The sequence below is a fragment of the Klebsiella terrigena genome (assembly GCF_012029655.1).
GTDB classification, from domain to species: domain Bacteria; phylum Pseudomonadota; class Gammaproteobacteria; order Enterobacterales; family Enterobacteriaceae; genus Klebsiella; species Klebsiella terrigena.
Genome location: NZ_CP050508.1, coordinates 5,509,199 through 5,534,177, shown reverse-complemented (window position 1 = coordinate 5,534,177; position 24,979 = coordinate 5,509,199). Strand labels below are relative to the sequence as shown.

23 protein-coding genes are annotated in these 24,979 nt (G+C 55.1%); 13 read left to right on the top strand and 10 right to left on the bottom strand.

Features of this window, described 5'->3' with window-relative positions:
* Positions 1-91: 91 nt before the first annotated feature.
* Positions 92-724 (bottom strand): ribosome biogenesis GTP-binding protein YihA/YsxC, encoded by a 633-nt coding sequence (gene yihA, locus HCK03_RS25920; protein WP_041143382.1) that lies wholly within the window; start codon positions 722-724, stop codon positions 92-94.
* Positions 725-1,318: 594 nt separating this feature from the next.
* Here yihA and yihI point away from each other — a divergent pair.
* Positions 1,319-1,825: a Der GTPase-activating protein YihI gene (yihI, locus tag HCK03_RS25915; RefSeq protein ID WP_041143383.1), complete on the top strand. Its 507-nt coding sequence runs from the start codon at positions 1,319-1,321 to the stop codon at positions 1,823-1,825.
* A 188-nt stretch (positions 1,826-2,013) separates the two neighbouring features.
* Positions 2,014-3,387, top strand: coding sequence for an oxygen-independent coproporphyrinogen III oxidase (hemN, locus tag HCK03_RS25910; RefSeq protein WP_041143384.1), 1,374 nt, complete (start codon positions 2,014-2,016; stop codon positions 3,385-3,387).
* Positions 3,388-3,456: 69 nt separating this feature from the next.
* Here hemN and glnG read toward each other — a convergent pair whose 3' ends face one another.
* The 3 genes from glnG to glnA form a co-directional block, all read right to left on the bottom strand.
* Positions 3,457-4,866 carry a nitrogen regulation protein NR(I) gene (gene glnG, locus HCK03_RS25905; protein ID WP_041143385.1) on the bottom strand — a complete coding sequence of 470 codons (1,410 nt, stop codon included), beginning with the start codon at positions 4,864-4,866 and terminating at the stop codon, positions 3,457-3,459.
* Between the two features lie 8 nt (positions 4,867-4,874).
* Entirely contained in the window at positions 4,875-5,924 is a 1,050-nt protein-coding gene (gene glnL / locus HCK03_RS25900; RefSeq protein WP_041143386.1) for a nitrogen regulation protein NR(II), read from the bottom strand.
* Between the two features lie 187 nt (positions 5,925-6,111).
* Complete coding sequence (gene glnA, locus HCK03_RS25895; protein WP_041143387.1) at positions 6,112-7,521, bottom strand: glutamate--ammonia ligase; 1,410 nt, start codon at positions 7,519-7,521, stop codon at positions 6,112-6,114.
* A gap of 379 nt (positions 7,522-7,900) precedes the next feature.
* On the opposite strand from glnA, the gene typA reads away from it, so the two are divergent.
* From typA to fabY, 5 genes are all read left to right on the top strand, one after another.
* Entirely contained in the window at positions 7,901-9,724 is a 1,824-nt protein-coding gene (typA, locus tag HCK03_RS25890; RefSeq protein WP_041143388.1) for a ribosome-dependent GTPase TypA, read from the top strand.
* A 134-nt stretch (positions 9,725-9,858) separates the two neighbouring features.
* Positions 9,859-10,449: a glucose-1-phosphatase gene (yihX, locus tag HCK03_RS25885; RefSeq protein WP_041143389.1), complete on the top strand. Its 591-nt coding sequence runs from the start codon at positions 9,859-9,861 to the stop codon at positions 10,447-10,449.
* Positions 10,450-10,451: 2 nt separating this feature from the next.
* Positions 10,452-11,312 carry a virulence factor BrkB family protein gene (locus tag HCK03_RS25880; protein ID WP_041147494.1) on the top strand — a complete coding sequence of 287 codons (861 nt, stop codon included), beginning with the start codon at positions 10,452-10,454 and terminating at the stop codon, positions 11,310-11,312.
* Entirely contained in the window at positions 11,309-11,746 is a 438-nt protein-coding gene (gene dtd, locus HCK03_RS25875; RefSeq protein WP_041143390.1) for a D-aminoacyl-tRNA deacylase, read from the top strand. The genes HCK03_RS25880 and dtd overlap by 4 nt, the downstream gene beginning before the upstream one ends.
* Before the next feature lie 44 nt (positions 11,747-11,790).
* Positions 11,791-12,732, top strand: coding sequence for a fatty acid biosynthesis protein FabY (gene fabY, locus HCK03_RS25870; protein ID WP_041143391.1), 942 nt, complete (start codon positions 11,791-11,793; stop codon positions 12,730-12,732).
* A 15-nt stretch (positions 12,733-12,747) separates the two neighbouring features.
* On the opposite strand, the gene HCK03_RS25865 is transcribed toward fabY, so the two are convergent.
* The 5 genes from HCK03_RS25865 to fdnG form a co-directional block, all read right to left on the bottom strand.
* On the bottom strand, positions 12,748-13,668 hold the full coding sequence (locus HCK03_RS25865) for an alpha/beta hydrolase (RefSeq protein WP_041143392.1): 921 nt from the start codon (positions 13,666-13,668) through the stop codon (positions 12,748-12,750).
* Between the two features lie 189 nt (positions 13,669-13,857).
* The gene (gene fdhE / locus HCK03_RS25860) at positions 13,858-14,787 is read right to left on the bottom strand and encodes a formate dehydrogenase accessory protein FdhE (protein ID WP_041143393.1); all 930 of its coding nucleotides are present in this window, start codon (positions 14,785-14,787) and stop codon (positions 13,858-13,860) included.
* The gene (gene fdoI / locus HCK03_RS25855; RefSeq protein WP_041143394.1) at positions 14,784-15,419 is read right to left on the bottom strand and encodes a formate dehydrogenase cytochrome b556 subunit; all 636 of its coding nucleotides are present in this window, start codon (positions 15,417-15,419) and stop codon (positions 14,784-14,786) included. Before fdoI ends, fdhE begins: the two co-directional genes overlap by 4 nt.
* On the bottom strand, positions 15,416-16,318 hold the full coding sequence (fdxH, locus tag HCK03_RS25850) for a formate dehydrogenase subunit beta (RefSeq protein ID WP_041143395.1): 903 nt from the start codon (positions 16,316-16,318) through the stop codon (positions 15,416-15,418). The genes fdoI and fdxH overlap by 4 nt, the downstream gene beginning before the upstream one ends.
* A 12-nt stretch (positions 16,319-16,330) precedes the next feature.
* Positions 16,331-19,381, bottom strand: a complete 3,051-nt coding sequence (gene fdnG, locus HCK03_RS25845; RefSeq protein ID WP_134528291.1) for a formate dehydrogenase-N subunit alpha — start codon at positions 19,379-19,381, stop codon at positions 16,331-16,333.
* A 156-nt stretch (positions 19,382-19,537) separates the two neighbouring features.
* Here fdnG and fdhD point away from each other — a divergent pair, with 156 nt between their 5' ends.
* Both fdhD and HCK03_RS25835 read left to right on the top strand, forming a co-directional pair.
* Positions 19,538-20,374: a formate dehydrogenase accessory sulfurtransferase FdhD gene (gene fdhD, locus HCK03_RS25840; protein WP_134528294.1), complete on the top strand. Its 837-nt coding sequence runs from the start codon at positions 19,538-19,540 to the stop codon at positions 20,372-20,374.
* Between the two features lie 127 nt (positions 20,375-20,501).
* Complete coding sequence (locus HCK03_RS25835; RefSeq protein WP_041143399.1) at positions 20,502-20,714, top strand: YdgH/BhsA/McbA-like domain containing protein; 213 nt, start codon at positions 20,502-20,504, stop codon at positions 20,712-20,714.
* 223 nt (positions 20,715-20,937) lie between these two features.
* Here the strand turns inward: HCK03_RS25835 and HCK03_RS25830 are convergent, their stop codons facing one another.
* Positions 20,938-21,174, bottom strand: a complete 237-nt coding sequence (locus tag HCK03_RS25830; protein ID WP_227544461.1) for a hypothetical protein — start codon at positions 21,172-21,174, stop codon at positions 20,938-20,940.
* A 299-nt stretch (positions 21,175-21,473) separates the two neighbouring features.
* Here HCK03_RS25830 and HCK03_RS25825 point away from each other — a divergent pair, with 299 nt between their 5' ends.
* The 4 genes from HCK03_RS25825 to HCK03_RS25810 are packed head-to-tail and all read left to right on the top strand — an operon-like array spanning position 21,474 to position 24,969.
* Positions 21,474-22,454 (top strand): 6-phosphofructokinase, encoded by a 981-nt coding sequence (locus HCK03_RS25825; protein ID WP_041143401.1) that lies wholly within the window; start codon positions 21,474-21,476, stop codon positions 22,452-22,454.
* Between the two features lie 11 nt (positions 22,455-22,465).
* Positions 22,466-22,780: a PTS sugar transporter subunit IIB gene (locus HCK03_RS25820; protein ID WP_004127154.1), complete on the top strand. Its 315-nt coding sequence runs from the start codon at positions 22,466-22,468 to the stop codon at positions 22,778-22,780.
* Positions 22,773-24,140 carry a PTS sugar transporter subunit IIC gene (locus tag HCK03_RS25815; protein WP_041143402.1) on the top strand — a complete coding sequence of 456 codons (1,368 nt, stop codon included), beginning with the start codon at positions 22,773-22,775 and terminating at the stop codon, positions 24,138-24,140. The genes HCK03_RS25820 and HCK03_RS25815 overlap by 8 nt, the downstream gene beginning before the upstream one ends.
* Positions 24,127-24,969 carry a class II fructose-bisphosphate aldolase gene (locus tag HCK03_RS25810; protein WP_167692364.1) on the top strand — a complete coding sequence of 281 codons (843 nt, stop codon included), beginning with the start codon at positions 24,127-24,129 and terminating at the stop codon, positions 24,967-24,969. The genes HCK03_RS25815 and HCK03_RS25810 overlap by 14 nt, the downstream gene beginning before the upstream one ends.
* The last annotated feature ends 10 nt before the right edge of the window (positions 24,970-24,979 follow it).

Here is a 24,979-nt window from a genome sequence, read left to right as displayed (position 1 = left end):
AAGTTTTTAGCGACCGGAGTGGTGGGAGCTGGCCTGATTTTGTCGCCCGAATAAGGCGCTGCGCGCCGTTATCCGGGGAGTCTGGCGGAGATTACTCCCCGTCTTCGATCTCTTCCTGAGGAGGGATTTCGTTAAACCAGCTATCGAGCTTCTGCCGCAGCTTATCGACGCCTGATTTCTTCAGCGAAGAGAACGCCTCAACCTGCACATCACCGTTAAAGGCGAGTACCGCCTCACGCACCATATTGAGCTGCGCTTTACGGGCTCCGCTGGCCAGCTTATCGGACTTAGTCAGCAGCACCAGCACCTGGATATCGCTTTCTACGGCCCATTCGATCATCTGCTGGTCGAGGTCTTTCAGCGGATGGCGAATATCCATCAAAATAACCAGCCCTTTCAGACACAGGCGTTTTTCGAGGTATTCACCCAGCGCCCGCTGCCATTTGATCTTCATCTCCTCGGGGACCTGAGCGTAGCCGTAGCCCGGTAAATCGACCAGGCGTTTACCGTCGGCAACTTCGAACAGGTTAATCAGCTGGGTACGTCCCGGCGTTTTTGAGGTACGCGCCAGGCTTTTCTGATTAGTCAGCGTATTCAGGGCGCTGGATTTCCCGGCATTTGAGCGGCCGGCAAACGCCACTTCGATTCCGGTATCGGAAGGAAGATGGCGGATATCCGGTGCGCTGGTGACAAAATGCGTCTGTTGATAGTTCCAGTTGGTCAAGACTGTCGTCTCCGTTAAATAAGGCTATGGCGGGGATTATACCTGAACAGCAGAAAAAGGCTGTTTTTACCGCACCCCTCAAATTAAGACGGCTGTAGGTGAAAACCCTATGCTTTGTGCGACATTGACCATTCGTGGTATGGGAAATCCATGAACAAGCGTGGTGAGTTAATGGTTAAAATCATTATTTATCAATGCATTATGCCTTGGAGAAAATTCTGAAAATTGCCTTTTTGCTCGCTACCTGGTTGTAGGATTCCTTTAACCCGGTAAAGTAGTGGTCAAGGCGAGGATGCCAACAGGAACAGGGCTCAGGATGAGCGGTCAGGGAGCGCCAGGAGGCGAAGACCAGGGATTGTCAGGATGACCAGCGTCTGGAGACGTTTTCAAAGGGAAAGGGATGTAACAAGGAACGTTATTAGCTAAGGGAAAGACAGGGTTTGTCGTTAGCTAACAGGGAAAGTGGAAACCCTTTAAGGGTTGTTCGTGAGGAAAAAGGCGACAGAGTAATCTGTCGCCTTTTTTCTTTGCTTGCTTTCTGCTAGATTCCGCCTCAATTCTATACTGAAGAAAACGATCTGAAGATTACACATCATGAAAAAACCGACATCTGTATCCCGTGGTAAAACACAGCGTAAGACGCGTGAAGAAATGAATCAGGAATCCCGCGATCGCAAGCGTCAGAAGAAGCATCGCGGTCATACGGCAGGAAGTCGTGCCACCGGCGGCGAAGCCTCTTCGGCTGGCAAAAAAACAGGTCAGCAGCAAGATCCGCGTATTGGTAGCAAGAAACCGATTCCGCTGGGCGTGACCGAGAGCACCCCGGCTACTAAGCAGCACAAACCGAAGAGCGAGAAACCTATGCTTTCACCGCAGGCTGAGCTGGATTTGCTGGAAAACGATGAGCGCCTGGACGCGCTGCTGGAACGTCTGGAAGAGGGTGGTTCCCTGAATGCTGAAGAGCAGACCTGGGTTGATGCCAAGCTCGATCGCATTGATGAGCTTATGCAGCAGCTCGGCCTCTCCTACGACGATGACGAAGATGAGGAAGAAGAAGAGCGCAAGGAAGATATGATGCGCCTGCTGAAGGGTGGAAACTAACGTTTGCACTCAGTCGGATTCCCGGTCCTGCTTATAACCCTTCTGGTTATGTGTTATCTGCTGTGGTTATTCGCTAAACTACGACGGTTGTCGCGGCGTCAGAAATGGCTGCGCAACCGGCTCATTACCCGAAGTGCGGTTGGGCCGGGGCGGCGTACCCGTCGGCGGCACCATCGGAAGGAGTGAGCATGTCTGTGCAGTTAATCGACTGGGATCTGTCCCTGATCCAAAAATATAACTATTCCGGGCCGCGTTATACCTCGTACCCCACCGCGCTGGAGTTTTCTCCCGAATTTGGCGCCGCTGAGTTCGACGAGGCGGTGGCCCGCTATCCGCAGCGCCCGCTATCGCTGTACGTGCATATCCCGTTTTGCCATAAGCTCTGCTATTTCTGCGGCTGCAATAAAATTGTGACCCGCCAGCAGCATAAGGCCGACCAGTACCTGGACGTGCTCGAGCAGGAGATTATTCATCGGGCCCCGCTGTTTAGCGAACGCCAGGTCCACCAGCTGCACTGGGGCGGCGGAACGCCAACCTATCTGAATAAAGAACAAATCAGCCGGCTGATGAATTTGCTGCGCACCCACTTCAGTTTTATTGCCGATGCCGAGATTTCAATTGAAGTCGATCCGCGGGAAATTGAGCTGGACGTGCTTGACCACCTGCGCGCTGAGGGCTTCAATCGCCTGAGTATGGGCGTGCAGGACTTCAATAAAGAGGTGCAGCGTCTGGTTAACCGCGAGCAGGATGAAGACTTTATCTTTGCTCTGCTCAACCATGCGCGTGATATTGGGTTTACCTCTACCAATATCGATCTGATTTATGGCCTGCCGAAGCAAACGCCGGAAAGTTTTGCCTTTACGCTGCAGAAGGTGGCCGAACTCAACCCCGATCGCCTGAGCGTATTTAACTATGCGCATCTGCCCACGCTCTTTGCCGCGCAGCGTAAAATCAAAGATGCGGACCTGCCTACGGCGGAACAGAAGCTGGATATCCTGCAGGAGACGATTGGCTCGCTCACCGATGCCGGCTACCAGTTTATCGGCATGGATCATTTTGCGCGCCCGGATGACGAGCTGGCGATTGCTCAGCGTGAAGGCGTGCTGCATCGCAACTTTCAGGGCTACACCACCCAGGGCGACACCGACCTGCTGGGGATGGGCGTTTCTGCGATCAGCATGATTGGCGACTGCTACGCGCAGAACCAGAAAGAGCTGAAGCACTACTATCAGCAGGTTGATGAAACCGGGAACGCCCTGTGGCGCGGTATTGCGCTGACCCGCGATGACTGCATACGCCGGGACGTCATCAAATCGCTGATCTGTAATTTCCGTCTCGATTTTGCTGCCGTCACCGCCTTATGGGATATCGATTGCCAGCACTATTTTGCCGAAGATTTGCAGCTGCTCGCACCGCTGGCGAAAGATGGGCTGGTGGACGTCGATGAAAAGGGGATTCAGGTCACGCCGAAAGGCCGCCTGCTGATCCGCAACATCTGCATGTGTTTTGATACCTATCTGCGCCAGAAAGCGCGGATGCAGCAGTTCTCACGGGTTATTTAAGCAAAACCCCGGCGACGCAGGGTTACCGGGGCGATGAAGCGGCTGGCCGAGCGGCCAGCGCGAACAGCGTTATTCCATTCCCAACTCTTTCAGCTTGCGGGTAAGCGTGTTTCGTCCCCATCCCAGCAGGCGCGCAGCCTCCTGCTTGTGTCCCTGCGTATGGCGCAGGGCGGTGGTCAGCAGCGTCCGCTCCATTTCCGGCTGAGCCTCAGAGAGCAGGTTTTGATGACCGGATCGCAGGGCGCGATCGGCCCACTGTCCCAGCAGCGTCGCCCAGCTATCCGGCTGCATATGCGTGGGGCTGTCCGGTACCGAGGTTTCAAACAGCTCGCTGGGAAGATCCTGGGTCAGCACCTCCTGACCGGCGGCCATCACCGTCAGCCAGCGGCAGGTATTTTCGAGCTGACGCACGTTGCCGGGCCAGGCCAGGCGGGTGAGCGCCGTTTCTGTTTCCGGATGCAGCAGCTTAGCTTCAACGCCCAGCTCGCGCGCCGCAACCTGCAGGAAGTGGCGAGCCAGACGCGGGATATCCTCCCGACGCTCGCGCAGCGGCGGCAGATGGACGCGAATCACGTTCAGACGGTGGAACAGGTCCTCACGGAATTTACCCTCCTGGACGCGCTGCTCGAGGTTTTGGTGGGTCGCGGCAATGATCCTGACGTCCACCTTCACCGGCGCATAGCCGCCAACGCGATAGAACTGACCGTCGGCCAGCACGCGCAGCAGGCGCGTCTGCACGTCCAGCGGCATATCGCCAATTTCATCGAGAAACAGCGTGCCGCCATCGGCCTGCTCAAAGCGGCCCTGGCGTACGGTGTTGGCGCCGGTAAACGCCCCTTTCTCGTGACCGAACAGCTCGGACTCGATCAGGTCTTTTGGGATCGCGGCCATATTCAGCGCGATAAACGGCGCCTTCGCCCGCGGACTATGGCGATGCAGAGCGTGAGCGACCAGCTCTTTACCGGTACCGGATTCACCGTTGATCAGCACGCTAATAGAAGAGCGCGACAGGCGGCCGATAATGCGAAAAACATCCTGCATCGCCGGCGCTTCACCGATTATATCGGCCGTTGGGCTGTTTATCGGCGCATTTCTCGGCTGCTGCTGCTCCTGATAGTGGCTGATAGCGCGGTCAACCAGCGCCACGGCTTCATCAATATCAAAAGGTTTCGGCAGATAATCAAAGGCACCCTGCTGATAGGCGCTAACTGCCGCATCCAGATCCGAATGCGCGGTCATTATGATGACCGGAAGCATCGGATGGCGTTGCTTAATTTGTTTCAGCAGCGCGAGCCCATCCATCCCCGGCATCCGAATATCAGACAGCAGTACATCCGGGGTTTTGGTGGTGAGTGCATCAAGCACCTCGTTGCCGCTTTCAAACGTTGTACAACTCAAGCCTGCCCCGGTGAGCGCGCGTTCAAGCACCCAACGGATGGAGCTATCGTCATCAACGATCCAGGCTATCCCTCGTTGCATAAACACCTCTACTTCCGAATAGGCAGGAATACCGAGAATTCGGTATGCCCTGGCCAACTGGTAAATTCAATTTTGCCGGAGTGTCGATCGATAAGACTGCGGGCAATGGAAAGCCCCAGACCGGTACCGCCTTCGCGACCGCTGACCATGGGATAAAAAAGCGTATCCTGTAAATGGGACGGAATTCCCGGGCCGTTGTCTTCCACATCAATGCGTGCGGCGAGACGGTAGCGTACGCCATGCAGCGTCAGCTGGAAGGCGGTACGGGTGCGCAGAATAATTTCTCCGCCTTCTGGCCCCAGCGCCTGCAGCGCATTGCGTACGATATTCAGCAGGACCTGTTCAATTTGGTCCGGATCGTGCGCCAGCTCCGGCAGGCTAGGGTCGTAATCACGGATAAGCTTGACGTTGTCCGGCAGCTCCATCGACACCAGCTTCACCACCCGCTCTGCGACTTTATGGATGCTTTCGGTGACGTGCATTCCGGGGTGCTGCGGTCCCAGCAGGCGATCGACCAGGTTTCTCAAGCGGTCGGCCTGCTCAATGATGACGTTGGTGTATTCCATCAGCGCCGGATCGGGTAACGCCTTGCTCAGCAGCTGCGCCGCACCCCGCAGGCCGCCCAACGGATTTTTAATCTCGTGGGCCAGACCGCGGACTAAATCACGCGCCGCGATTTGCTGCGCGTGCTGCAGCTGCTCCTGGCTCAGACGCCGCTGGTTATCCATGGGGGCCATTTCCAGCAGGATTTGCCCTTCAGGCAGGCGCTGTGCGGTTAATGACAGGATATGCGAGCGGCCATCGATCACCAGGGTGACTTCGTTGTCGGTAAAGCCCTGGCCCGCCTGCAGGCTCTCCTGCATCAGACCGATATTCAGCGAAAAGTAGCTCAACAGCTCGGGGAGTGGCGTGCCGTACAGCTTGCGTGAACTTTGGGCCAGCAGCTGCTGCGCCGCCGGGTTCGCGTAGTGCACCGCCAGGTCATCATCGACCAATAAGATGCTGTTGATTAAAGAGTTAAGGATCTGCCCAGCATCGGGCTGAGTGCCTGTTGCCATCTGACAGTCTCCTGAAAAGAGTGCACTATTTTAGTGCAGTATAGCTTTTTATAAGTAAAAAGCGCATAAGATCAGCATGTTGGTGGAGAAAAAAGCCCATCCTGAGATGGGCTGAAAGTTTCCACGGCAACAAAATATCCCTGGTATCCCACGCCACAACACGGAATACCGAGGATTTACAGCAAAATTAGACGCTGTAGTACAGCTCGAACTCAACCGGGTGCGGAGTCATGCGTACGCGGTCGTTTTCTTCAATACGCAGGGCGATGTAGGCATCGATAGCGTCGTTGGTGAATACGCCACCCGCGGTCAGGAACTCACGGTCAGCGTCCAGCGCGTTCAGTGCTTCTTCCAGAGAGCCAGCAACCTGTGGGATCTCTTTCGCTTCTTCCGGCGGCAGGTCATACAGGTTTTTGTCCATGGCTTCGCCCGGATGGATTTTGTTCTTGATACCGTCAAGACCAGCCATCAGCAGCGCAGCGAAGCACAGGTACGGGTTGGCAGCCGGGTCCGGGAAGCGCACTTCGATACGACGCGCTTTCGGAGAGGTGACCACCGGAATACGGATAGAGGCAGAACGGTTACGGGCAGAGTAAGCCAGCATAACCGGTGCTTCGTAACCCGGGACCAGACGCTTGTAGGAGTTGGTGGTCGGGTTAGCCAGGGCGTTAATCGCTTTAGCGTGTTTGATTACGCCGCCGATGTAGAACAGCGCTTGCTCTGACAGGCCAGCATATTTGTCACCAGAGAACAGGTTTACGCCGTTCTTGGACAGGGACATGTGGCAGTGCATGCCGGAACCGTTATCGCCAAACATTGGTTTTGGCATAAAGGTCGCAGTTTTACCAAAGCGGTGAGCAACGTTGTGCACAACGTATTTGTAGATCTGAATTTCGTCCGCTTTTTTGGTCATGGTGTTGAAGCGGGTAGCGATTTCGTTCTGACCAGCAGTGGCGACTTCGTGGTGGTGAGCTTCAACAACCAGGCCCATCTCTTCCATGATCATACACATGGTAGAGCGGATGTCCTGAGAGGAGTCAACCGGTGGAACCGGGAAGTAACCGCCTTTCACGCCAGGACGGTGACCTTTGTTGCCACCTTCGTATTTGGTGGAGGAGTTCCATGCGCCTTCGATATCGTCGATAGCCACGTGGGAACCGGAGATAGAAGCACCAAAGCGGATGTCGTCAAACAGGAAGAACTCTGGCTCTGGCCCGAAGAGTACGGTATCTGCCAGGCCGGTAGAACGCAGGTACTCTTCAGCGCGTTTAGCGATGGAGCGCGGGTCACGGTCGTAGCCCTGCAGGGTGCCTGGTTCCAGGATATCGCAGCGAATGATCAGCGTCGGTTCTTCGAAGAACGGGTCGATCAGCGCGGTGGTCGCATCCGGCATCAGAACCATGTCAGATTCGTTAATACCTTTCCAGCCACCAATCGAGGAGCCATCAAACATTTTGCCTTCTTCGAAGAATTCGGCATTAACCTGATGAGAAGGAATTGTGACGTGCTGTTCTTTACCTTTGGTATCGGTGAAGCGCAAATCGACAAACTTCACTTCGTGCTCGTTCAGCATCGTCAAAACGTGTTCAGCGGACATACTTAAACTCTCCCGGATTGGTCATTGTCGTCGTGGTAACGAAAACTTTTTTACTACTTAAAGTGGCGTTGTTGCCTTAAAATAGATAAAGCGAAATCTGTGCCAACTTTTAAATGCTATGCAAAACGCTGTATCATGCGCACCATAGTGCAAAAGAACTGCACCATGATAGGAATAATGCACCAAAGTAGTGCTTCAGTGTGAACATTGAGCACCATTTTGGTGCAGTTTTTGTTACGGTGCCCTTTTATCGCTCCGTGAAAGCGATCACAAAGAAACTCTGCAATACTTGTTTGCGGAGGATGTTTGTGATCCTGTTCAGTCCTTCGCTTATTACGTGTACAATAACGCGCTATTTCTAATGCCTGAGGCAAAGTTTGTGATCGAAAATCTGCGTAACATCGCCATCATCGCGCACGTTGACCATGGTAAAACTACCCTGGTTGACAAGCTGCTCCAGCAATCCGGTACGTTCGATGCACGTGCCGAAACACAAGAGCGTGTGATGGACTCCAACGATTTGGAGAAAGAGCGTGGGATTACCATCCTCGCGAAAAACACCGCAATCAAATGGAATGATTACCGTATCAACATCGTTGATACCCCTGGGCACGCCGACTTCGGAGGTGAAGTTGAGCGTGTTATGTCCATGGTTGATTCTGTGCTGCTGGTGGTTGATGCCTTTGACGGTCCGATGCCGCAAACGCGCTTCGTCACCAAGAAAGCCTTTGCCCACGGCCTGAAGCCGATCGTGGTCATCAACAAAGTTGACCGTCCGGGCGCACGCCCTGACTGGGTTGTCGATCAGGTCTTCGATCTGTTCGTTAACCTCGACGCAACTGATGAGCAGCTGGACTTCCCTATCGTTTACGCATCTGCGCTGAACGGTATCGCGGGTCTGGACCACGAAGATATGGCTGAAGACATGACTCCGCTGTATCAGACCATCATCGATCGCGTACCGGCTCCGGACGTTGATAGTGATGGCCCGCTGCAGATGCAGATCTCCCAGCTTGATTACAACAACTACGTTGGCGTAATCGGCATCGGTCGCATCAAGCGCGGTAAAGTGAAGCCGAACCAGCAGGTCACTCTGATTGATAGCGAAGGCAAAACCCGTAACGGTAAAGTCGGTAAAGTCCTGGGCCACCTCGGTCTGGAACGTATCGAGACTGACGTCGCGGAAGCTGGCGATATCATCGCAATCACCGGTCTGGGCGAGCTGAACATCTCCGACACCATCTGCGATCCGCAGAACGTCGAAGCGCTGCCGCCGCTGTCCGTTGATGAACCGACCGTTTCTATGTTCTTCTGCGTTAACACCTCTCCGTTCTGTGGTAAAGAAGGTAAGTACGTTACTTCTCGCCAGATCCTCGATCGCCTGAACAAAGAGCTGGTACACAACGTAGCGCTGCGCGTTGAAGAGACTCCGGATGCGGACGCATTCCGCGTTTCTGGCCGTGGCGAACTGCACCTGTCCGTTCTTATCGAGAACATGCGTCGTGAAGGTTTCGAAATGGCGGTTTCCCGTCCGAAAGTTATCTTCCGCGAAATCGACGGCCGCAAACAAGAGCCGTTTGAAAACGTTACGCTGGACGTTGAAGAGCAGCATCAGGGTTCCGTGATGCAGGCTCTGGGTGAGCGTAAAGGCGACCTGAAAAACATGAATCCAGATGGCAAGGGCCGCGTACGTCTCGACTACGTGATCCCAAGCCGTGGCCTGATTGGCTTCCGTTCTGAGTTCATGACCATGACCTCCGGTACCGGTCTGCTGTACTCCACCTTCAGCCACTACGATGATATTCGTGCGGGCGATGTTGGCCAGCGTCAGAACGGCGTACTGATCTCCAACGGTCAGGGTAAAGCAGTTGCGTTCGCACTGTTCAGCCTGCAGGACCGCGGCAAGCTGTTCCTGGGCCACGGTGCTGAAGTTTACGAAGGCCAGATCATCGGTATTCACAGTCGTTCTAACGACCTGACTGTAAACTGCCTGACCGGTAAGAAACTGACCAACATGCGTGCGTCCGGTACTGACGAAGCAACGGTTCTGGTTCCGCCGATCAAGATGTCTCTGGAGCAAGCTCTCGAGTTCATCGATGACGACGAACTGGTAGAAGTTACCCCTGCTTCCGTACGTATTCGTAAACGTCACCTGACCGAGAACGATCGTAAACGCGCTATGCGCGGTTCGAAAGAAGACTAATTCTCGCCGTCCGTTGATATCTAAACCCCGCCTTAATGGCGGGGTTTCTTTTTTGTCTCCAAAGCCCCCACCTCATAGTCAAACCTCGCCTTTCCCGCTACAGTTAATTTTCCACGGTGCAAAAGGAGAGGGCCATGCTCTATATCTTTGATTTAGGTAATGTGATTGTCGACATCGACTTCAACCGGGTACTCGGGACGTGGAGTGATTTAAGCCGCATTCCGCTGGCGACGCTGAAGCAGCACTTCACCATGGGTGAGGCGTTTCGCCAGCACGAGCGCGGTGAAATCAGCGATGAAGCCTTCGCTGAAGCGATGTGCCATGAGATGAATATGGCGCTGAGCTATGAGCAGTTTTCCCACGGCTGGCAGGCCGTGTTTGTGGCGCTGCGTCCGGAGGTCATCGCGATTATGCACAAGCTACGCGAGCAGGGACACCGCGTCGTCGTGCTGTCGAATACCAACCGCCTGCACACCACTTTCTGGCCAGATGAATATCCGCAGGTGCGCGCCGCGGCCGACCGTATCTATCTTTCGCAGGAGATGGGGATGCGTAAGCCCGAGGAGCGGATCTACCAAAGCGTTCTGCAGCAGGAGGGATTTTCCGCTGCCGATACGGTCTTCTTTGACGATAATGCCGAGAATATCGCCGGTGCGAACCGGCTGGGAATAACCAGTATTTTGGTGACCGGAAAGGAGACTATCCCCGACTACTTTGCGCAATGATTATGTTAAAAACCGTTCATCAAAAAGCAAAGCATCGCTGCCGTCCGCTGCTGGCCTGGCTAAAGCTGCTGTGGCACCGGATTGATGAAGATAATATGACGACGCTGGCAGGGAATCTTGCCTACGTGTCGTTACTCGCGCTGGTGCCGCTGATTGCCGTGGTGTTCGCGCTTTTCTCCGCCTTTCCCATGTTTTCTGAAGTGAGCGGGCAGATACGCCACTTCATCTTTGCCAACTTTATCCCGGCGACGGGGGACGTCATTCAGCGCTATATCGAGCAGTTTGTCGCGAACTCCAGCCGAATGACGGCGGTGGGCGCCTGCGGGCTGATCGTGACGTCGCTGCTGCTGATGTATTCGATAGATAGCGCGCTGAATACCATCTGGCGCAGCCCGCGCGCCCGGCCAAAAATTTACTCTTTTGCGGTCTACTGGATGATCCTTACCCTCGGACCCTTACTGGCGGGGGCCAGCCTGGCGATCAGCTCATACCTGCTGTCGCTGCGCTGGGCCAGCGACCTCAATAGCGTCATTGATGACGTGCTGCGCATCTTCCCGCTGATTCTATCCTGGGCGGCGTTTTGGCTGCTTTACAGCATTGTCCCGACGGCGCAGGTGCGAAACCGCGACGCGCTGATTGGTTCGCTGGTGGCCGCGCTGCTGTTTGAGGCCGGTAAAAAAGCGTTTGCCCTGTATATCACCGCCTTTCCGTCGTACCAGCTGATTTATGGCGTCATAGCCGTGGTGCCCCTTTTGTTTGTTTGGGTGTACTGGACGTGGTGTATCGTCTTGCTTGGGGCTGAAATTACTGTCACTCTCGGGGAATACCGCAAACTAAAAAAAGAAGAAACAGAACAACCATGATTGCATTAATTCAACGCGTATCCCGTGCAAGCGTTACCGTGGAGGGCGAGGTGACGGGCGAAATCGGCCCGGGGCTTCTGGTGCTGCTAGGGGTCGAGAAAGATGACGATGAGCAGAAGGCGAACCGCCTCTGTGAACGCGTGCTCGGCTACCGCATCTTTAGCGATGCGGAAGGCAAAATGAATCTTAACGTCCAGCAGGCTGGTGGCAGCGTGCTGGTAGTTTCCCAGTTTACGCTGGCGGCGGATACCGAGCGCGGCATGCGCCCGGGCTTCTCAAAAGGCGCCGCGCCTGATGTCGCTGAGGCGCTGTACGACTATTTCGTCGCGCGCTGCCGCCAACAGGAAATGCACACACAGACCGGGAGATTCGCTGCGGATATGCAGGTCTCGCTGGTCAATGATGGCCCTGTCACCTTCTGGTTACAGGTATGAGTCAGCTTCCGGGCCGGCTGCGGGTAACAAAAGAGAGTACAGCTATGTATCACCTTCGTGTACCGCAAACAGAAGAAGAGTTAGAGAGCTACTATCAGTTCCGCTGGGAGATGCTGCGTAAGCCGCTGCATCAGCCAAAAGGGTCGGAACGCGATGCCTGGGATGCCATGGCGCATCACCAGATGGTGGTCGATGAGGACGGAAATTTGGTCGCCGTAGGGCGGCTGTACGTGAACGCCGAAAATGAAGCCTCTATTCGCTTTATGGCGGTGCACCCTTCCGTTCAGGATAAAGGGCTCGGGACCTTAATGGCGATGACCCTGGAGTCGGTGGCGCGTCAGGAAGGGGTGAAGCGCGTAACCTGCAGCGCCCGCGAGGACGCGGTGGATTTCTTCGCCAAGCTGGGGTTCGTTAACCAGGGCGAGATAACCACGCCAACCACCACGCCTATCCGCCACTTCCTGATGATCAAGCCGATTGCCTCGCTGGACGACATTCTTCACCGCGGCGACTGGTGCGGACAGCTGCAGCAGGCCTGGTATCAGCACATTCCGCTCAGCGAAAAAATGGGCGTGCGTATTCAGCAGTACACCGGGAAAAAATTCATCACCACCATGCCGGAAGCCGGCAACCAGAATCCGCACCACACGCTGTTTGCCGGGAGCCTCTTTTCCCAGGCAACTCTCACCGGCTGGGGGCTTATTTGGCTGATGCTGCGCGAGCGGCACCTCGGCGGAACGATTATCCTCGCCGACGCGCATATCCGCTACAGCCAGCCGATCAGCGGCCGCCCGAGCGCGGTGGCGGACCTCGGCTCCTTAAGCGGCGATCTTGACCGCCTCGCTCGCGGCCGAAAGGCGCGGGTACAGCTGCAGGTTGAGCTGTTTGGCGATGAGAACCTGGGTGCCGTTTTTGAAGGCATTTATATCGTTCTGCCCGCGAAGCCGTTTGGCTCGTACGAAGAGGGCGGCAACGAAGAAGAGTAGCCCGCCTCTCCTGCCTTATGCGGCGCCTGGTGAACCGCTTCGCCAGGCGATATCCCGCATAGCACCCCGCGCCGCCGGGCTTATCCCCGCAAGCTGAAAGAAGCCGTGAATAACGCCAAGATAGCGCTGAGCGCTGCACTCGACGTTCTGCTCGAGCAGCCGGCGATATAGCGCCTCACCTTCATCACGCAGCGGGTCGTACTCTGCGGTAATAATATGCACCGGCGGCAGGCCACTGAAGTCTTCTCGCCACAGCGGGCTCGCCTCCGGGTGGGAAGCGTCGGTCGACGAGAGATAGATCTCGTAGCCGCTCAGCAGCGTATCCCGGGTGATGATGTAATCTTCGCCGTTGCTGACGTAGCTTGCCGAGCGGGCGGTGGCGTCCAGCATCGGGTAAATCAGGATTAGCTGCGCGGGCTGCCACTCTGCCGCGGCTTTCAGGCGCAGGGCGGTAACCAGGGCAAGATGGCCGCCGGCGCTGTCTCCGGCAAGCGTTATGCGTGCGGTATCGACCCCCAGCCGCCCGGCGTGGCGGTGGATAATTTCGGCGCCGCGCTGCGCATCGTCATGTGCGGCAGGGAAGGTATGTTCAGGCGCCAGCCGGTACTGCACGGCGATGACCCGGCAGCGGCTCTCATACGCCAGCTGTCGAAGCTGTCGATCGTGGGTAGCGAATCCGCCGCTGATAAAACAGCCGCCGTGATAGTAAATAACGGTGGGCAGCGCGCCCTCGGCATCAAGCGGCGATACCACGCGAAAGGTCATGCCTTCTAAGGCGATATCCTCGACCTGCACGCGGGTTTCAGGCGCGCCGGCCAGCACCACGCTTGCCACGTAGCCCGCTCTCCGGTCATCAATATTCTGCTCCCGCGAAGAGGGGCGGCCCGCCGCGATAAACTCATCCACCAGGCGGTTAATGCCTTTTTCCAGCGTCATCTCTCAATCCTTTTTTCTGTATGGATATACAGCTTTATAGCCTGGTTTATGGCGGATGAACACGGGATTTTTTGCGGCTGGAGCGGGGAAATGGCGTACAAAAGGGCGCGGATAACGTCGGTGAGGCTTCGGCCTGTGCGGCCTGATGGCTGGCCGGGCAACCTGGGTTACCCGGCCATCAACTACTTTTTATTCGCCTTCACCCGGGAACATAAACGGGTTGATGGAGCTGCGGGCAAAACCTTCCTGCTCCATATGGGCGTCCAGCACCAGCGAGGCAAGATCGTCAGCGACGGCTTCAACGTTGGGATCTTTTTCCTGATACATAATCTTCAGGTAGGTCCCGCAGTCGCCGCAGCTTTCAGCCTTGATCGCCGCCTGCTCGTTGTCCAGCGACCAGTAGTTCAAATCGCGGCTCTGTTCGCAGTTGCTGCACTTCACGCGCACGACGTGCCATTCGGTTTCGCACAGATTGCAGTGCAGGTAGCGCAGCCCCTGAGTGGTACCGATTTGCACCATGCTGGAGACCGGCATTGAGCCGCAAACCGGGCAGTGCTGACGCTGTTCACCGTACTCGGCGTGGGCTTTACCGGGGATCAGGCTCGCCATCTGCGCCCAGTAGAGCGACAGCGCGGCCCAGATAAACGGGGCCTTATCGCTGCTGACCAAAGCAAAGTCGGAGGCGAAAAGCGCGTTCGCCATCAGCTCAAGCTCCTGTTCGGACGCTTTTTCCAGGTTTTCGATGACCGCCAGCGCCGGGCCGCTCATTTCCGGCTTCAGCTCGGCGATAAGCGAATGCAGCAGCTTGTGCCAGTGCTTATCGCGCGGCAGAACGTGAATATCCAGCGGCGGTTTGCCCTGGGCATTCGCCTCTTTGAGGCGGGCCGTCAAATCCATCTGCAGCGGATGGTCATACAGCACCACTTCCTGGGCGTGGGCGATCAGCGCGGCAAAGCGCAGATAGTCGCCCAGCGGGTTGCTCTCCGCCAGCTTGCGTAGGCGCTCGGCGCGCCGGTTATAAAGATTTTTTAGCCTGGGGAACAGTAGCGGCGGAATATATTCCGCCGTGCGTTTCTCGCTCGAACCCAGCTCATCTTGCGGGATTATGCGAATACTCATTCAGTCTTTTTTTCCTGTTTCTGGCGGACTTCGCGATACCAGCGTGGGTGATGTTTCTTCGCCCATGATTTGGTAACCCAACCTTCCACCATCGCGGTAATAGTGCCTTTCACCCACAGGGCGGCGTAGATATGCACCATGATAACCACAATTAACGCCACTGCGGCAAATGAATGCAGCATTAGCGCAAATCGGATCACCGGGATTGAGAACGCAGGCGCAAAATACGGACGCCAGATGATCACGCCGCTTATCAGCAGCAGAACCAGGAAAATAATCGCCGCCCAGAATACGCATTTCTGGCCGAAGTTATAGCGCCCGGTGTCACCTACCTCCTCGTTGACGACGATCTTACGAATATTCTTCGCCCAAAAGATATCATCCCGATTGATTAGGTTGTGATGCCAGTAGCGGAAAAACATGATGATGAACGAGGCAAACATGATAACCCCGACAAACGGGTGCAGAATTCGCGCCAGCTGCGGGGTGCCCATGATCTGCATCAGCCAGTTGAAGGAGGGGAAAAAGAACCCCAGCCCGCTGATGGCCGCCAGCATAAAGCAGAAGGCGGTCACCCAGTGGTTGATTCGCTCCGGCGCCGTGTAGCGCACGATGGTGTCACGTCTTTTCATTTGCGCACCTCGTCATTCTCTTCATGCAGGTTGTCTTCTTCCTCTTCCGCACGGTTCGGACCGACGCCGACGTAGTGGAAGATGCTGGCTGCGAAGGTCGCGGCAAAGCCCACCGCCGCGAGCGGTTTCCAGATGCCTTTCCAGAACTTCACGGTGGCGCTGATTTCCGGGTTTTCCGGCAGGCCGTGGTACAGATTCGGCTTGTCGGCATGATGCAGGACGTACATCACGTGCGTGCCGCCGACGCCGGCCGGATCGTACAGGCCCGCGTTGTCATAACCGCGGGTTTTCAGCTCGGCGACGCGCTCGCCTGCCAGCACTTTCATATCCTCTTTGGAGCCAAAGTGGATAGCGCCGGTCGGGCAGGTTTTCACACAGGCCGGCTCCTGGCCGACGTTGACGCGATCGACGCACAGCGTGCACTTGTAGACGCGGTTGTCTTCCGGGTTCAGGCGCGGCACGTCGAACGGACAGCCGGCAATGCAGTAGCCGCAGCCGATGCACTGCTCGGACTGGAAATCAACGATACCGTTAGCATACTGAATGATAGCGCCTTCTGCCGGGCACGCCTTCAGGCAGCCCGGATCGGCGCAGTGCATGCAGCCATCCTTACGAATTAACCACTCCAGCCTGTCGTTTTGCTCCACTTCAGAGAAGCGCATTACCGTCCAGGATTTGGCGGTTAGATCGGCCGGGTTGTCGTACACGCCGACGTTGTGACCGACCTCATCACGGATATCGTTCCACTCCGAACAGGCCACCTGACAGGCTTTACAGCCGATGCAGGTGGTGACGTCGATAAGCTTCGCCACCTCCTGCTGGTGGTCCCGCGCCTGAGGCGCGGGGGTGAAACCGTTAGTCGCGGAACGACGAATAATGTCTTGCGATTGATAAGCCATAAGTCGTCTCCCTTACACCTTTTCCACGTTCACGAGGAAGGCTTTGAACTCCGGCGTCTGCGTATTCGCATCACCGACGAACGGCGTTAGCGTGTTGGCGATAAAGCCCTTCTTCGCCACGCCTTCATAGCCCCAGTGGATCGGAATACCGATAGTATCGATATCCTTACCGTCCACCTTCAGCGTGCGAATTCGCTTGGTCACCACCGCCTTGGCCTTGATATAGCCGCGGTTGGAGGAGACTCTGACGGTATCGCCGTGGGCAATACCGAGCTTATTCGCCAGCTTCTCGCCGATTTCAACAAACTGTTCCGGCTGCGCGATGGCGTTGAGCAACGCGTGCTTGGTCCAGTAGTGGAAGTGCTCGGTGAGACGATAGGTGGTGCCAACGTACGGGAACTTATCCGCTTTACCCATCTGCTCCAGGTCACCCTTAAAGACGCGGGCGGCCGGGTTGGAGACCACGTTGGGGTGCAGCGGGTTAGTGCCCAGCGGCGTTTCGAACGGTTCGTAGTGCTCAGGGAACGGTCCTTCCGCCATTTTGTCGATAGCAAACAGGCGGCCCATCCCTTCAGGCTGCATGATAAACGGCCCGACGTCGCTGCCCGGCGCGGCGGCGCTGTAGTCAGGAATATCCATGCCGCCCCATTTTGCGCCATCCCATTTGAGGATCTGGCGCTTCGGATCCCACGGTTTGCCCTGCGGGTCTGCGGAAGCACGGTTATACAGGATGCGGCGGTTAAGCGGCCACGCCCATGCCCAGCCCAGGGTATTGCCGAGGCCCGACGGGTCGGCGTTATCGCGTCTCGCCATCTGGTTGCCGTCCGGCGTCCAGCTGCCGGCGAAGATCCAGCAGCCGCTGGAGGTAGTACCGTCATCGCGCAGCTGCGCAAAGGAGCTGAGCTGCTGGCCTTTCTTGACGATAACCGCGCCGGTGGCCGGGTCGGTTATATCCGCCAGCGCCTTGCCGTTGCTCTCCATCGCCACTTCTTCCGAAGCCGGTTCATGCGGGGTGGAGTAGTCCCAGCTCATATTCAGCACCGGTTCCGGAACCGGACCCCCGTTTTCGGCGTACATCTTACGCAGGCGTAAGAAGATGCCGGCGAGGATCTCACCGTCGGTTGCCGCAATCCCCGGGGCGTCCGCGCCTTTCCAGTGCCACTGCAGCCAGCGTCCGGAGTTGACGATAGAGCCATTCTCTTCGGCGAAGCAGGTCGACGGCAGGCGGAAGACTTCGGTCTGGATTTTCGCCGGATCGACGTCGTTCGACTCGCCGTGGTTTTGCCAGAAGGTGGACGTTTCGGTGTTGAGCGGGTCGATAGTGACCAGGAACTTCAGCTTCGACAGAGAGGCGACGACCTTGTTTTTATTCGGGAACGAGGCCACAGGGTTAAAGCCCTGGCAAATATAGCCGTTCACTTTGCCCTGGTTCATCATCTCGAAGTACTGCAGAACGTCGTACCCTTTATCCCACTTCGGCAGCCAGTCAAAGCCCCAGCTGTTCTCCGCCGTTGCCTTATCGCCGTAGAAGGCCTTCATCATTGAGACGAAGAATTTCGGGTAGTTGCCCCAGTAGTTCACCTGATCTTTCAGCAGCGGTTTCGGCGTGCTGGCGGCCAGGTAAGTCTGGATATCGGCCTGTTTTTCGCTCGGCAGGTTCATGTAACCCGGCAGGCTGGTGGAGAGCAGCCCCAGGTCGGTCAGCCCCTGAATATTGGAGTGGCCGCGCAGCGCGTTCACGCCGCCGCCCGCCATCCCCATATTGCCGAGCAGCAGCTGGATCATCGCCATGGTGCGGATGTTCTGCGCGCCGATAGAGTGCTGCGTCCAGCCAAGGGCATAGAGGAACGACGCGGTTTTATCATGGGCGCTGGTTTCGGCGATGTATTCGCAGACTTTCAGGAAGTCGGCTTTTGGCGTCCCGCAGATATTTTCCACAACCTCCGGCGTATAGCGGGAGACGTGCTGTTTCAGCAGGTTCCAGACGCAGCGCGGATGCTGAAGGGAGGTATCGCGTTTGGCAAAGCCGTTTTCGTCCAGCTCGTAGTTCCAGCTGGTCTTATCGTAGCTGCGTTTTTCGGCGTCGTAGCCGCTAAACAGGCCGTCATCGAAGCTGTAATCCTCACGCACGATCAGGCTGGCGTTGGTATAGGCTTCGGTGTACTCGCGGTTGATTTTTTCGTTATTCAACAGGTACAGGATGACGCCTGACAGGAAGGTAATGTCAGTACCAGAGCGAATCGGGGTATAGAAGTCGGCTACCGACGCGGTGCGCGTAAAGCGCGGGTCGATAACAATGAGCTTCGCGCCATTGTGAATTTTGGCTTCCATCGCCCAGCGGAATCCTACCGGGTGCGCTTCAGCGGCGTTACCGCCCATGACCACAATGAGGTTGGCATTTTTAATGTCAACCCAGTGGTTCGTCATCGCACCGCGACCAAATGTTGGAGCAAGACTTGCTACCGTTGGTCCGTGTCAGACGCGCGCCTGGTTGTCGACCGCGAGCATACCGAGCGCGCGGGTGAATTTCTGCGTTAAATAGCCGGTTTCGTTGCTGGAGGCGGATGCGCATAGCATACCGGTGGTCAGCCAGCGGTTAACGGTGGTGCCGGCGTCGTTTTTGGCGACAAAGTTGGCATCACGGTCTTCTTTCATCAGCTTCGCGATACGATCGAACGCATCGTCCCAGCTGATTTGCTGCCATTTATCGGAGCCAGGTGCGCGATATTCCGGGAATTTCAGTCGGCTTTCGGAGTGGATAAAGTCCACCAGGCCGGCCCCTTTCGGGCAGAGTGCACCACGGTTGACCGGATGATCGGGGTCACCTTCGATATGAAAGATGGATGCTTTGGCGTTTTTCGCACCGTCACCGAGGCTATACATTAACAGCCCACAGCCAACGGAACAGTACGTACAGGTGTTGCGGGTTTCACGGGTACGCAGCAGCTTATATTGCCGGGTCTCCGCGAGCGCAATAGCCGGGGCGAAGCCCAGCGTTGCTGCCGTTGTACCTGCCATACCGCCAGCGCAGATCTTAAAGAACTGCCTTCTGCTGACCTGCATGGTTCACTCCTTGTATCGACATTGTCACATGTAGTTATTTACTTTGCGGTAAGGGCCGCAAAGGTTCAGAATTAGGGGCAATCACCCTCTTTCTTGAGGGGGTATGTAAAGAATACCACATTGTGTGTATGCCTGTTCCAATACGGTTAAGACAAAGTGAATAAGAACCCTCTCGAACAAATCAAAAATGTGACTACTGTCACGGGTTACCGCCAGGTCGCGCTGTGGAAGCGCGATAATTTGCAACATCCTCAGCCGGACGAGTTAGCTGAAGAGGTGCCGGTCGCCCTGGTCTATAACGGCATCTCACACGTCGTGATGATGGCCTCTCCGGGCGATCTGCAGCGGTTCGCCGTCGGTTTTTCGTTGTCCGAAGGGATTATCGAAAATCGCGCCGAGATCTACGGCATGGACGTGGTGCAGGAATGCAACGGCCTGGCCGTCAGAATTGAGCTCTCCAGCCGCCGGTTTATGGGGCTGAAAGAGCGCCGCCGCGCGCTGGCGGGACGCACCGGCTGCGGAGTATGCGGCGTGGAGCAGCTAAACGATATCGGCAGGCCGGTGCGCCCGCTGCCGTTTACGCAAACCTTCAACCTCGCGAACCTCGATCGCGCGCTGGAGCACCTTAACGACGTGCAGCCCATCGGCCGCATCACCGGGTGCACCCACGCGGCCGCCTGGGTTCGTCCGTCGGGCCAGCTGGCGGGCGGGCATGAAGACGTTGGGCGTCACGTCGCTCTCGACAAGCTGCTCGGACGGCGCGTGGAGGAGGGAAACGACTGGCAGAACGGCGCAGCGCTGGTCTCCAGCCGGGCCAGCTACGAGATGGTGCAGAAGGCGGCCATGTGCGGCGTGGAAATCCTGTTTGCGGTCTCCGCCGCGACCGCGCTGGCGGTTGAGGTCGCGGAACGCTGCAACCTGACGCTGGTCGGTTTTTGCAAGCCGGGCAGAGCGACGATTTATACCCACCCGCAGCGGATTATTGCGGGTTAAAATACAATCAATTTTTTTGAATGATGTGAACAAATCCTTCCGCTTTTTGTTATGGGATGTGAGGTCTATTATTTATCTCATCAAGGCACAACGCCTTACCCAAACAACTTACTGAAGGATTTATCTCATGAAAAACGTCAAAACTTTTGTCGCAGTTATTGCTCTGGCCGCTTCTTTTGGTTCTTTCGCTGCTGAAAGCGTGACCGCCACCGCCGCAACCATGGACGGTGCTGAAGCGAAAATTGCCGCTCAGGCCCAGGCTGCTGGCGCATCATCTTATAAAATTACCGAAGCCTTTACCGGTAACCGCGTGCATATGACGGCGGAACTGAATAAATAAGCTTAAGAGCTACTGTTGAAAGAGCGCCTCAGGGCGCTTTTTTTGTGTCTGATAAATCATTATGTAGTTGTTAATTAAATTTTTTAGCATGGAGGTCCGGTTTATTGCAGGACGTTGAATAGTTGACAATAAAAGGTTCCCGCTGTGGCAAAAGTCGCGAAAAATAACCTCATCGCATCGCTCATCGCTCATCGCTCATCGCTCATCGCTCATCGCTCATCGCTCATCGCTCATCGCTCATCGCCTTTGGCAGAAGCTGGCTGGTGCTCAGCACGCCATCATCCGCATTGGCGGCAATACGGATTATTTCGCCGCCGGACACGGGGCCGCGGAGCGTGATGACCTCACCCTCGCGATTATCGCTGCCGGCGCTGGCGCACATCGCTTTAATCTGGTTTTTTAATTCGCCGATATTATCGAGATGGATGTCCCGATGCCGGCTGCGCGCTTCCTGACGCAAAAAATGCGCTATTTATCACATTTCCGCCTTTTCATCATCGCTGGATTTAGGGATGAAAATGGGCAGCCCGCCCGCACAGTTATCTCCTCAAGCAACCTAATGATCTTAAAGAAAATAAAGAAATAACTGTTAAGACGATCTCATTTTATAAAACAGATGTTGATCACAAAAAACGAGCTAATAAACCCACTGTCAATATTAGGCTGGCAGAGATTTATCAGCATATTGTGATCTGTACTGCAAATAACGCCCTTGAACTCAGGGAAAAATGTGGGCAAGCAAAACAGCGGAGGTAGGCAATGAAAATTGGCATTGTTATTAGCGGTGGTGATGTTTCTGGAATTAATAATTTTATATTCCAGGTTGCCAGACTGGCGAATGCCGATATCACCATTTTTAATGGTGGAATACCCGGGCTGTTGGATAAAAATCATCATGAGGTCGCCTGGCGCGATCTGGTCGATTTCTCCATTGCCTCTATTCCGATCATTACCTCCGGGCGCACCAGTCGTCGGTTGCTGCGTAGTGAATATGAAACAATAGCCAAAAAAATTAAATCACTGCGCATTGATGTGCTGATTATGGCCGGCGGTGATGGTAGCCTGCAGTTTCTCAATACGCTGAGCGAATTTGATATTAACTGTTTTGGCGTCGGGATGACTATCGATAATGATGTGTACGGGAGTGATTATACGATTGGTTTCTCCACCGCCTGCGAGCAGATTATTAAAGAAGTTTCCCGCTTAAGAAATACTGGAAGAGCATTACCGGGCCGCGTATTTATGGTCGAAATTCTGGGAGGTTATTGTGGAGAGTTAACGTTGCAATCCGCGATAAAAAGTAACGCCGATATCGCCCTGATCCCGGAATCGCAGCTGCCGTTGGAAGCGCTGGCCGAGCGGGTGAAGCATAAGCTGACACAGCAGAATAGCGTGGTGATCCTGTGCTCTGAAGGCTACACCAGGGAGTACTCTCCCGGATTTCAGGGAGCCATTGATACCATGATTAAGCAGCTCGAACCGCAAATTGGCGTGCGTATTCGTAAAACTATCGTTGGCTACGGTTTGCGCAATGGCGATCCGACCTGCGAAGAAATTTATCAGGGCACTATTATGGCCAGTGAAGTGGTTCGCTGCATTCAGTCAGGGATGAAAAATAAAGCCATTATAATTAATTCAAGTAATAAACCTATTCCGATTGATTTAGTTAGTATGAAAAAACGTCTGGTCGACACTGAAGGACATCATTATAAACTTGCCAAAAAACTCAATATAATTTGAGGAGACCCTACATGCTGAAAATTCTATGCGTATGTGGCTGCGGCCTCGGTTCAAGCTTTGCTATTGAAATGACGGCGAAGGCTGTTTTAAAGAAACTGGAGATTCCAGCGCAGATTGAACATACCACTATTTCCGAAGCCGGGGCGTTTAAATCAGATATGATTCTGACGCAAAAAACCTTTGCCGATATATTAACGGCAGATGCCAGTGAAGAGGAAATTAAACGCGTGGTGGTACTGCATAAGCTGACGGATAAAGACGAGATTGAAGCGAAGATCGTCGCATTCTTAAAAGAACGTAACCTGAAGGTAGCGGACTATGAATAGCTTTGTAGAGTTTATCGTCAAAGATTTACTCGGCCAGGCATCGATATTAATTGCATTTATTGCGATGCTGGGCCTGATTCTGCAAAAAAAATCAGCGGGTAAAACGGCGGAAGGGACGTTTAAAACGCTACTCGGTTTCTTAATTATGATGGCCGGGATCAACATTATTGTCGCCACGCTAACGTTCCTTAACGATATTTTCACGCAGGGATTTGGCATGAAAGGCTACATTACCGATGTCGCCGCCATTGCCGGATTAGCCAACCGTGAATTAGGCTCCGAAGTTGCGCTGACCCTGATGGTGATTTTTGCCGTCAACATCATTATCGCCCGCCTAACGCCGCTCAAATATATCTTCCTGACCGGCCAGGCGCTGCTGTGGATGGCGACTATCGGCGCGGTGATTGGCTTTAAAGCCGGGCTGACCGGGCTTCCGCTGATTTTAACCGGCGGTATTTTCGGCGGCGTGATGGCGGTACTGATGCCCGCTCTGGCGCAGCCGGTGGTCAGGCGCATCACCGGTTCCGATGACGTGGCGCTGGGGCATTTCTGCACTATCGGCTATCTGGTGCAGGCAGCGGTGGCTAAAGTGGTGGGTAAAGGGTCTCGTTCAACGGAAGATCTGGAGTTACCGGACAACTTTAAGTTTCTTCAGGACACCTATCTCGCGATGGCGGTAGTGATGGTGCCGATGTACCTCATTCCCGCGGTTGCGGCGGGCCCGGAATATATCGCGCAGTTCTCCAACGGCATTAACTACCTGATGTACGCCTTTATGCAGTCCATTCAGTTTGTGGCGGGGGTATTCGTTCTCTACAGCGGCGTGCGCTTATTGCTTAACGAGCTGGTTCCGGCATTTCGCGGGATTGCGATGCGCATTGTCCCGGACGCAAAGCCCGCGCTGGATTGCCCGGTGCTGTTTCCCTATGCGCCCAACGCGGTGATCGTCGGCTTCCTGGCGACCACCGTCGGCTCCATCATCGGCATGCTGGTATTTCCCATGTTTGGCCTGGCGATGATCCTGCCTGGCCTGTTAACCAACTTTTTTGCCGGGGGGACGGCGGGCGTGTTCGGCAACGCGCTGGGCGGCCGCCGTGGGGCGATGATTGGCGGCGTGATCCACGGCCTGTTTATCACCTTCCTGCCCGCTATTTTAGTGCCGATGTTGGAAAGCTACGGCTTTACCGGCGTCACCTTCAGCGATTCGGACGTCATTAGTTCCGGTTTGGTATTAGGCCACGCCTTCCAGAATAACTGGCTATTTGTCGCCCTGTTCATTGTTTTTGTTGCCGCACTGGCATGGTTCGTAAACGGTAAATCAGCGAAGCCGAAAGGGGAAAATGTTCATGAGTCTGTATAACTTCAACGCTATTCTGAAAATTGCGCAGGAAAGAAATTTTAAGGCCATTGGCTCATTTAATTTGCATTGTATTGAAATGCTGCCGGCATTTTTCAAAGCGGCGCAACAAAGCCATAGCCCGTTAATGATTCAAATCTCTACCGGGACGGCTGAATATCTCGGCTATCGTTTACTGGTGGATGCGGTTCGTTCATTAGCGGAAAGTGAAAACGTGCCGACCTGCCTGCATCTGGATCACTGCTCTGATATTAGCGCCATTGAAACGGCCATGGATGCCGGATTTTCATCAGTGATGTACGACGGCTCGCATCTGGATCTGGAAGAGAATATCGGCAATACCCGCATCGTGGTGGAGATGGCGCGCCCGCGGAATATTACGGTAGAAGGAGAGCTGGGGGCGATCGGCGGCTCGGAAGATGGCAAAGCCGTTGCCGCGGAAGATATCTGCTTCACCACGGTGGAAGATGCCAAACGCTTTGTTGGGGAGACGAGGGTGGATATGCTGGCGGTTTCCGTGGGCACGGTGCACGGCCTGTATACCGGTAAGGCACAAATCCAGCACCAGCGGCTGAAAGAGATTAGCGTCGCGACCGGCGTGCCGTTAGTGCTGCACGGCGGCACCGGCGTCAGCGATGAGGATATGCGTTTGGCCGTCACTGAAGGCATCAACAAGGTGAATGTCGGCACTGAAATGAACGTCCAGTGGGTCGAACGCTGTAAAACCACTTTTGAAAAAGGCAAAGTGAACGACAGTGTACGCAAATTTTTAATTCCGGCGAATAATGCGGTCACCAATGTATTAATGGAAAAAATCGCCCTGTTTAAATAAAAGCTTATTT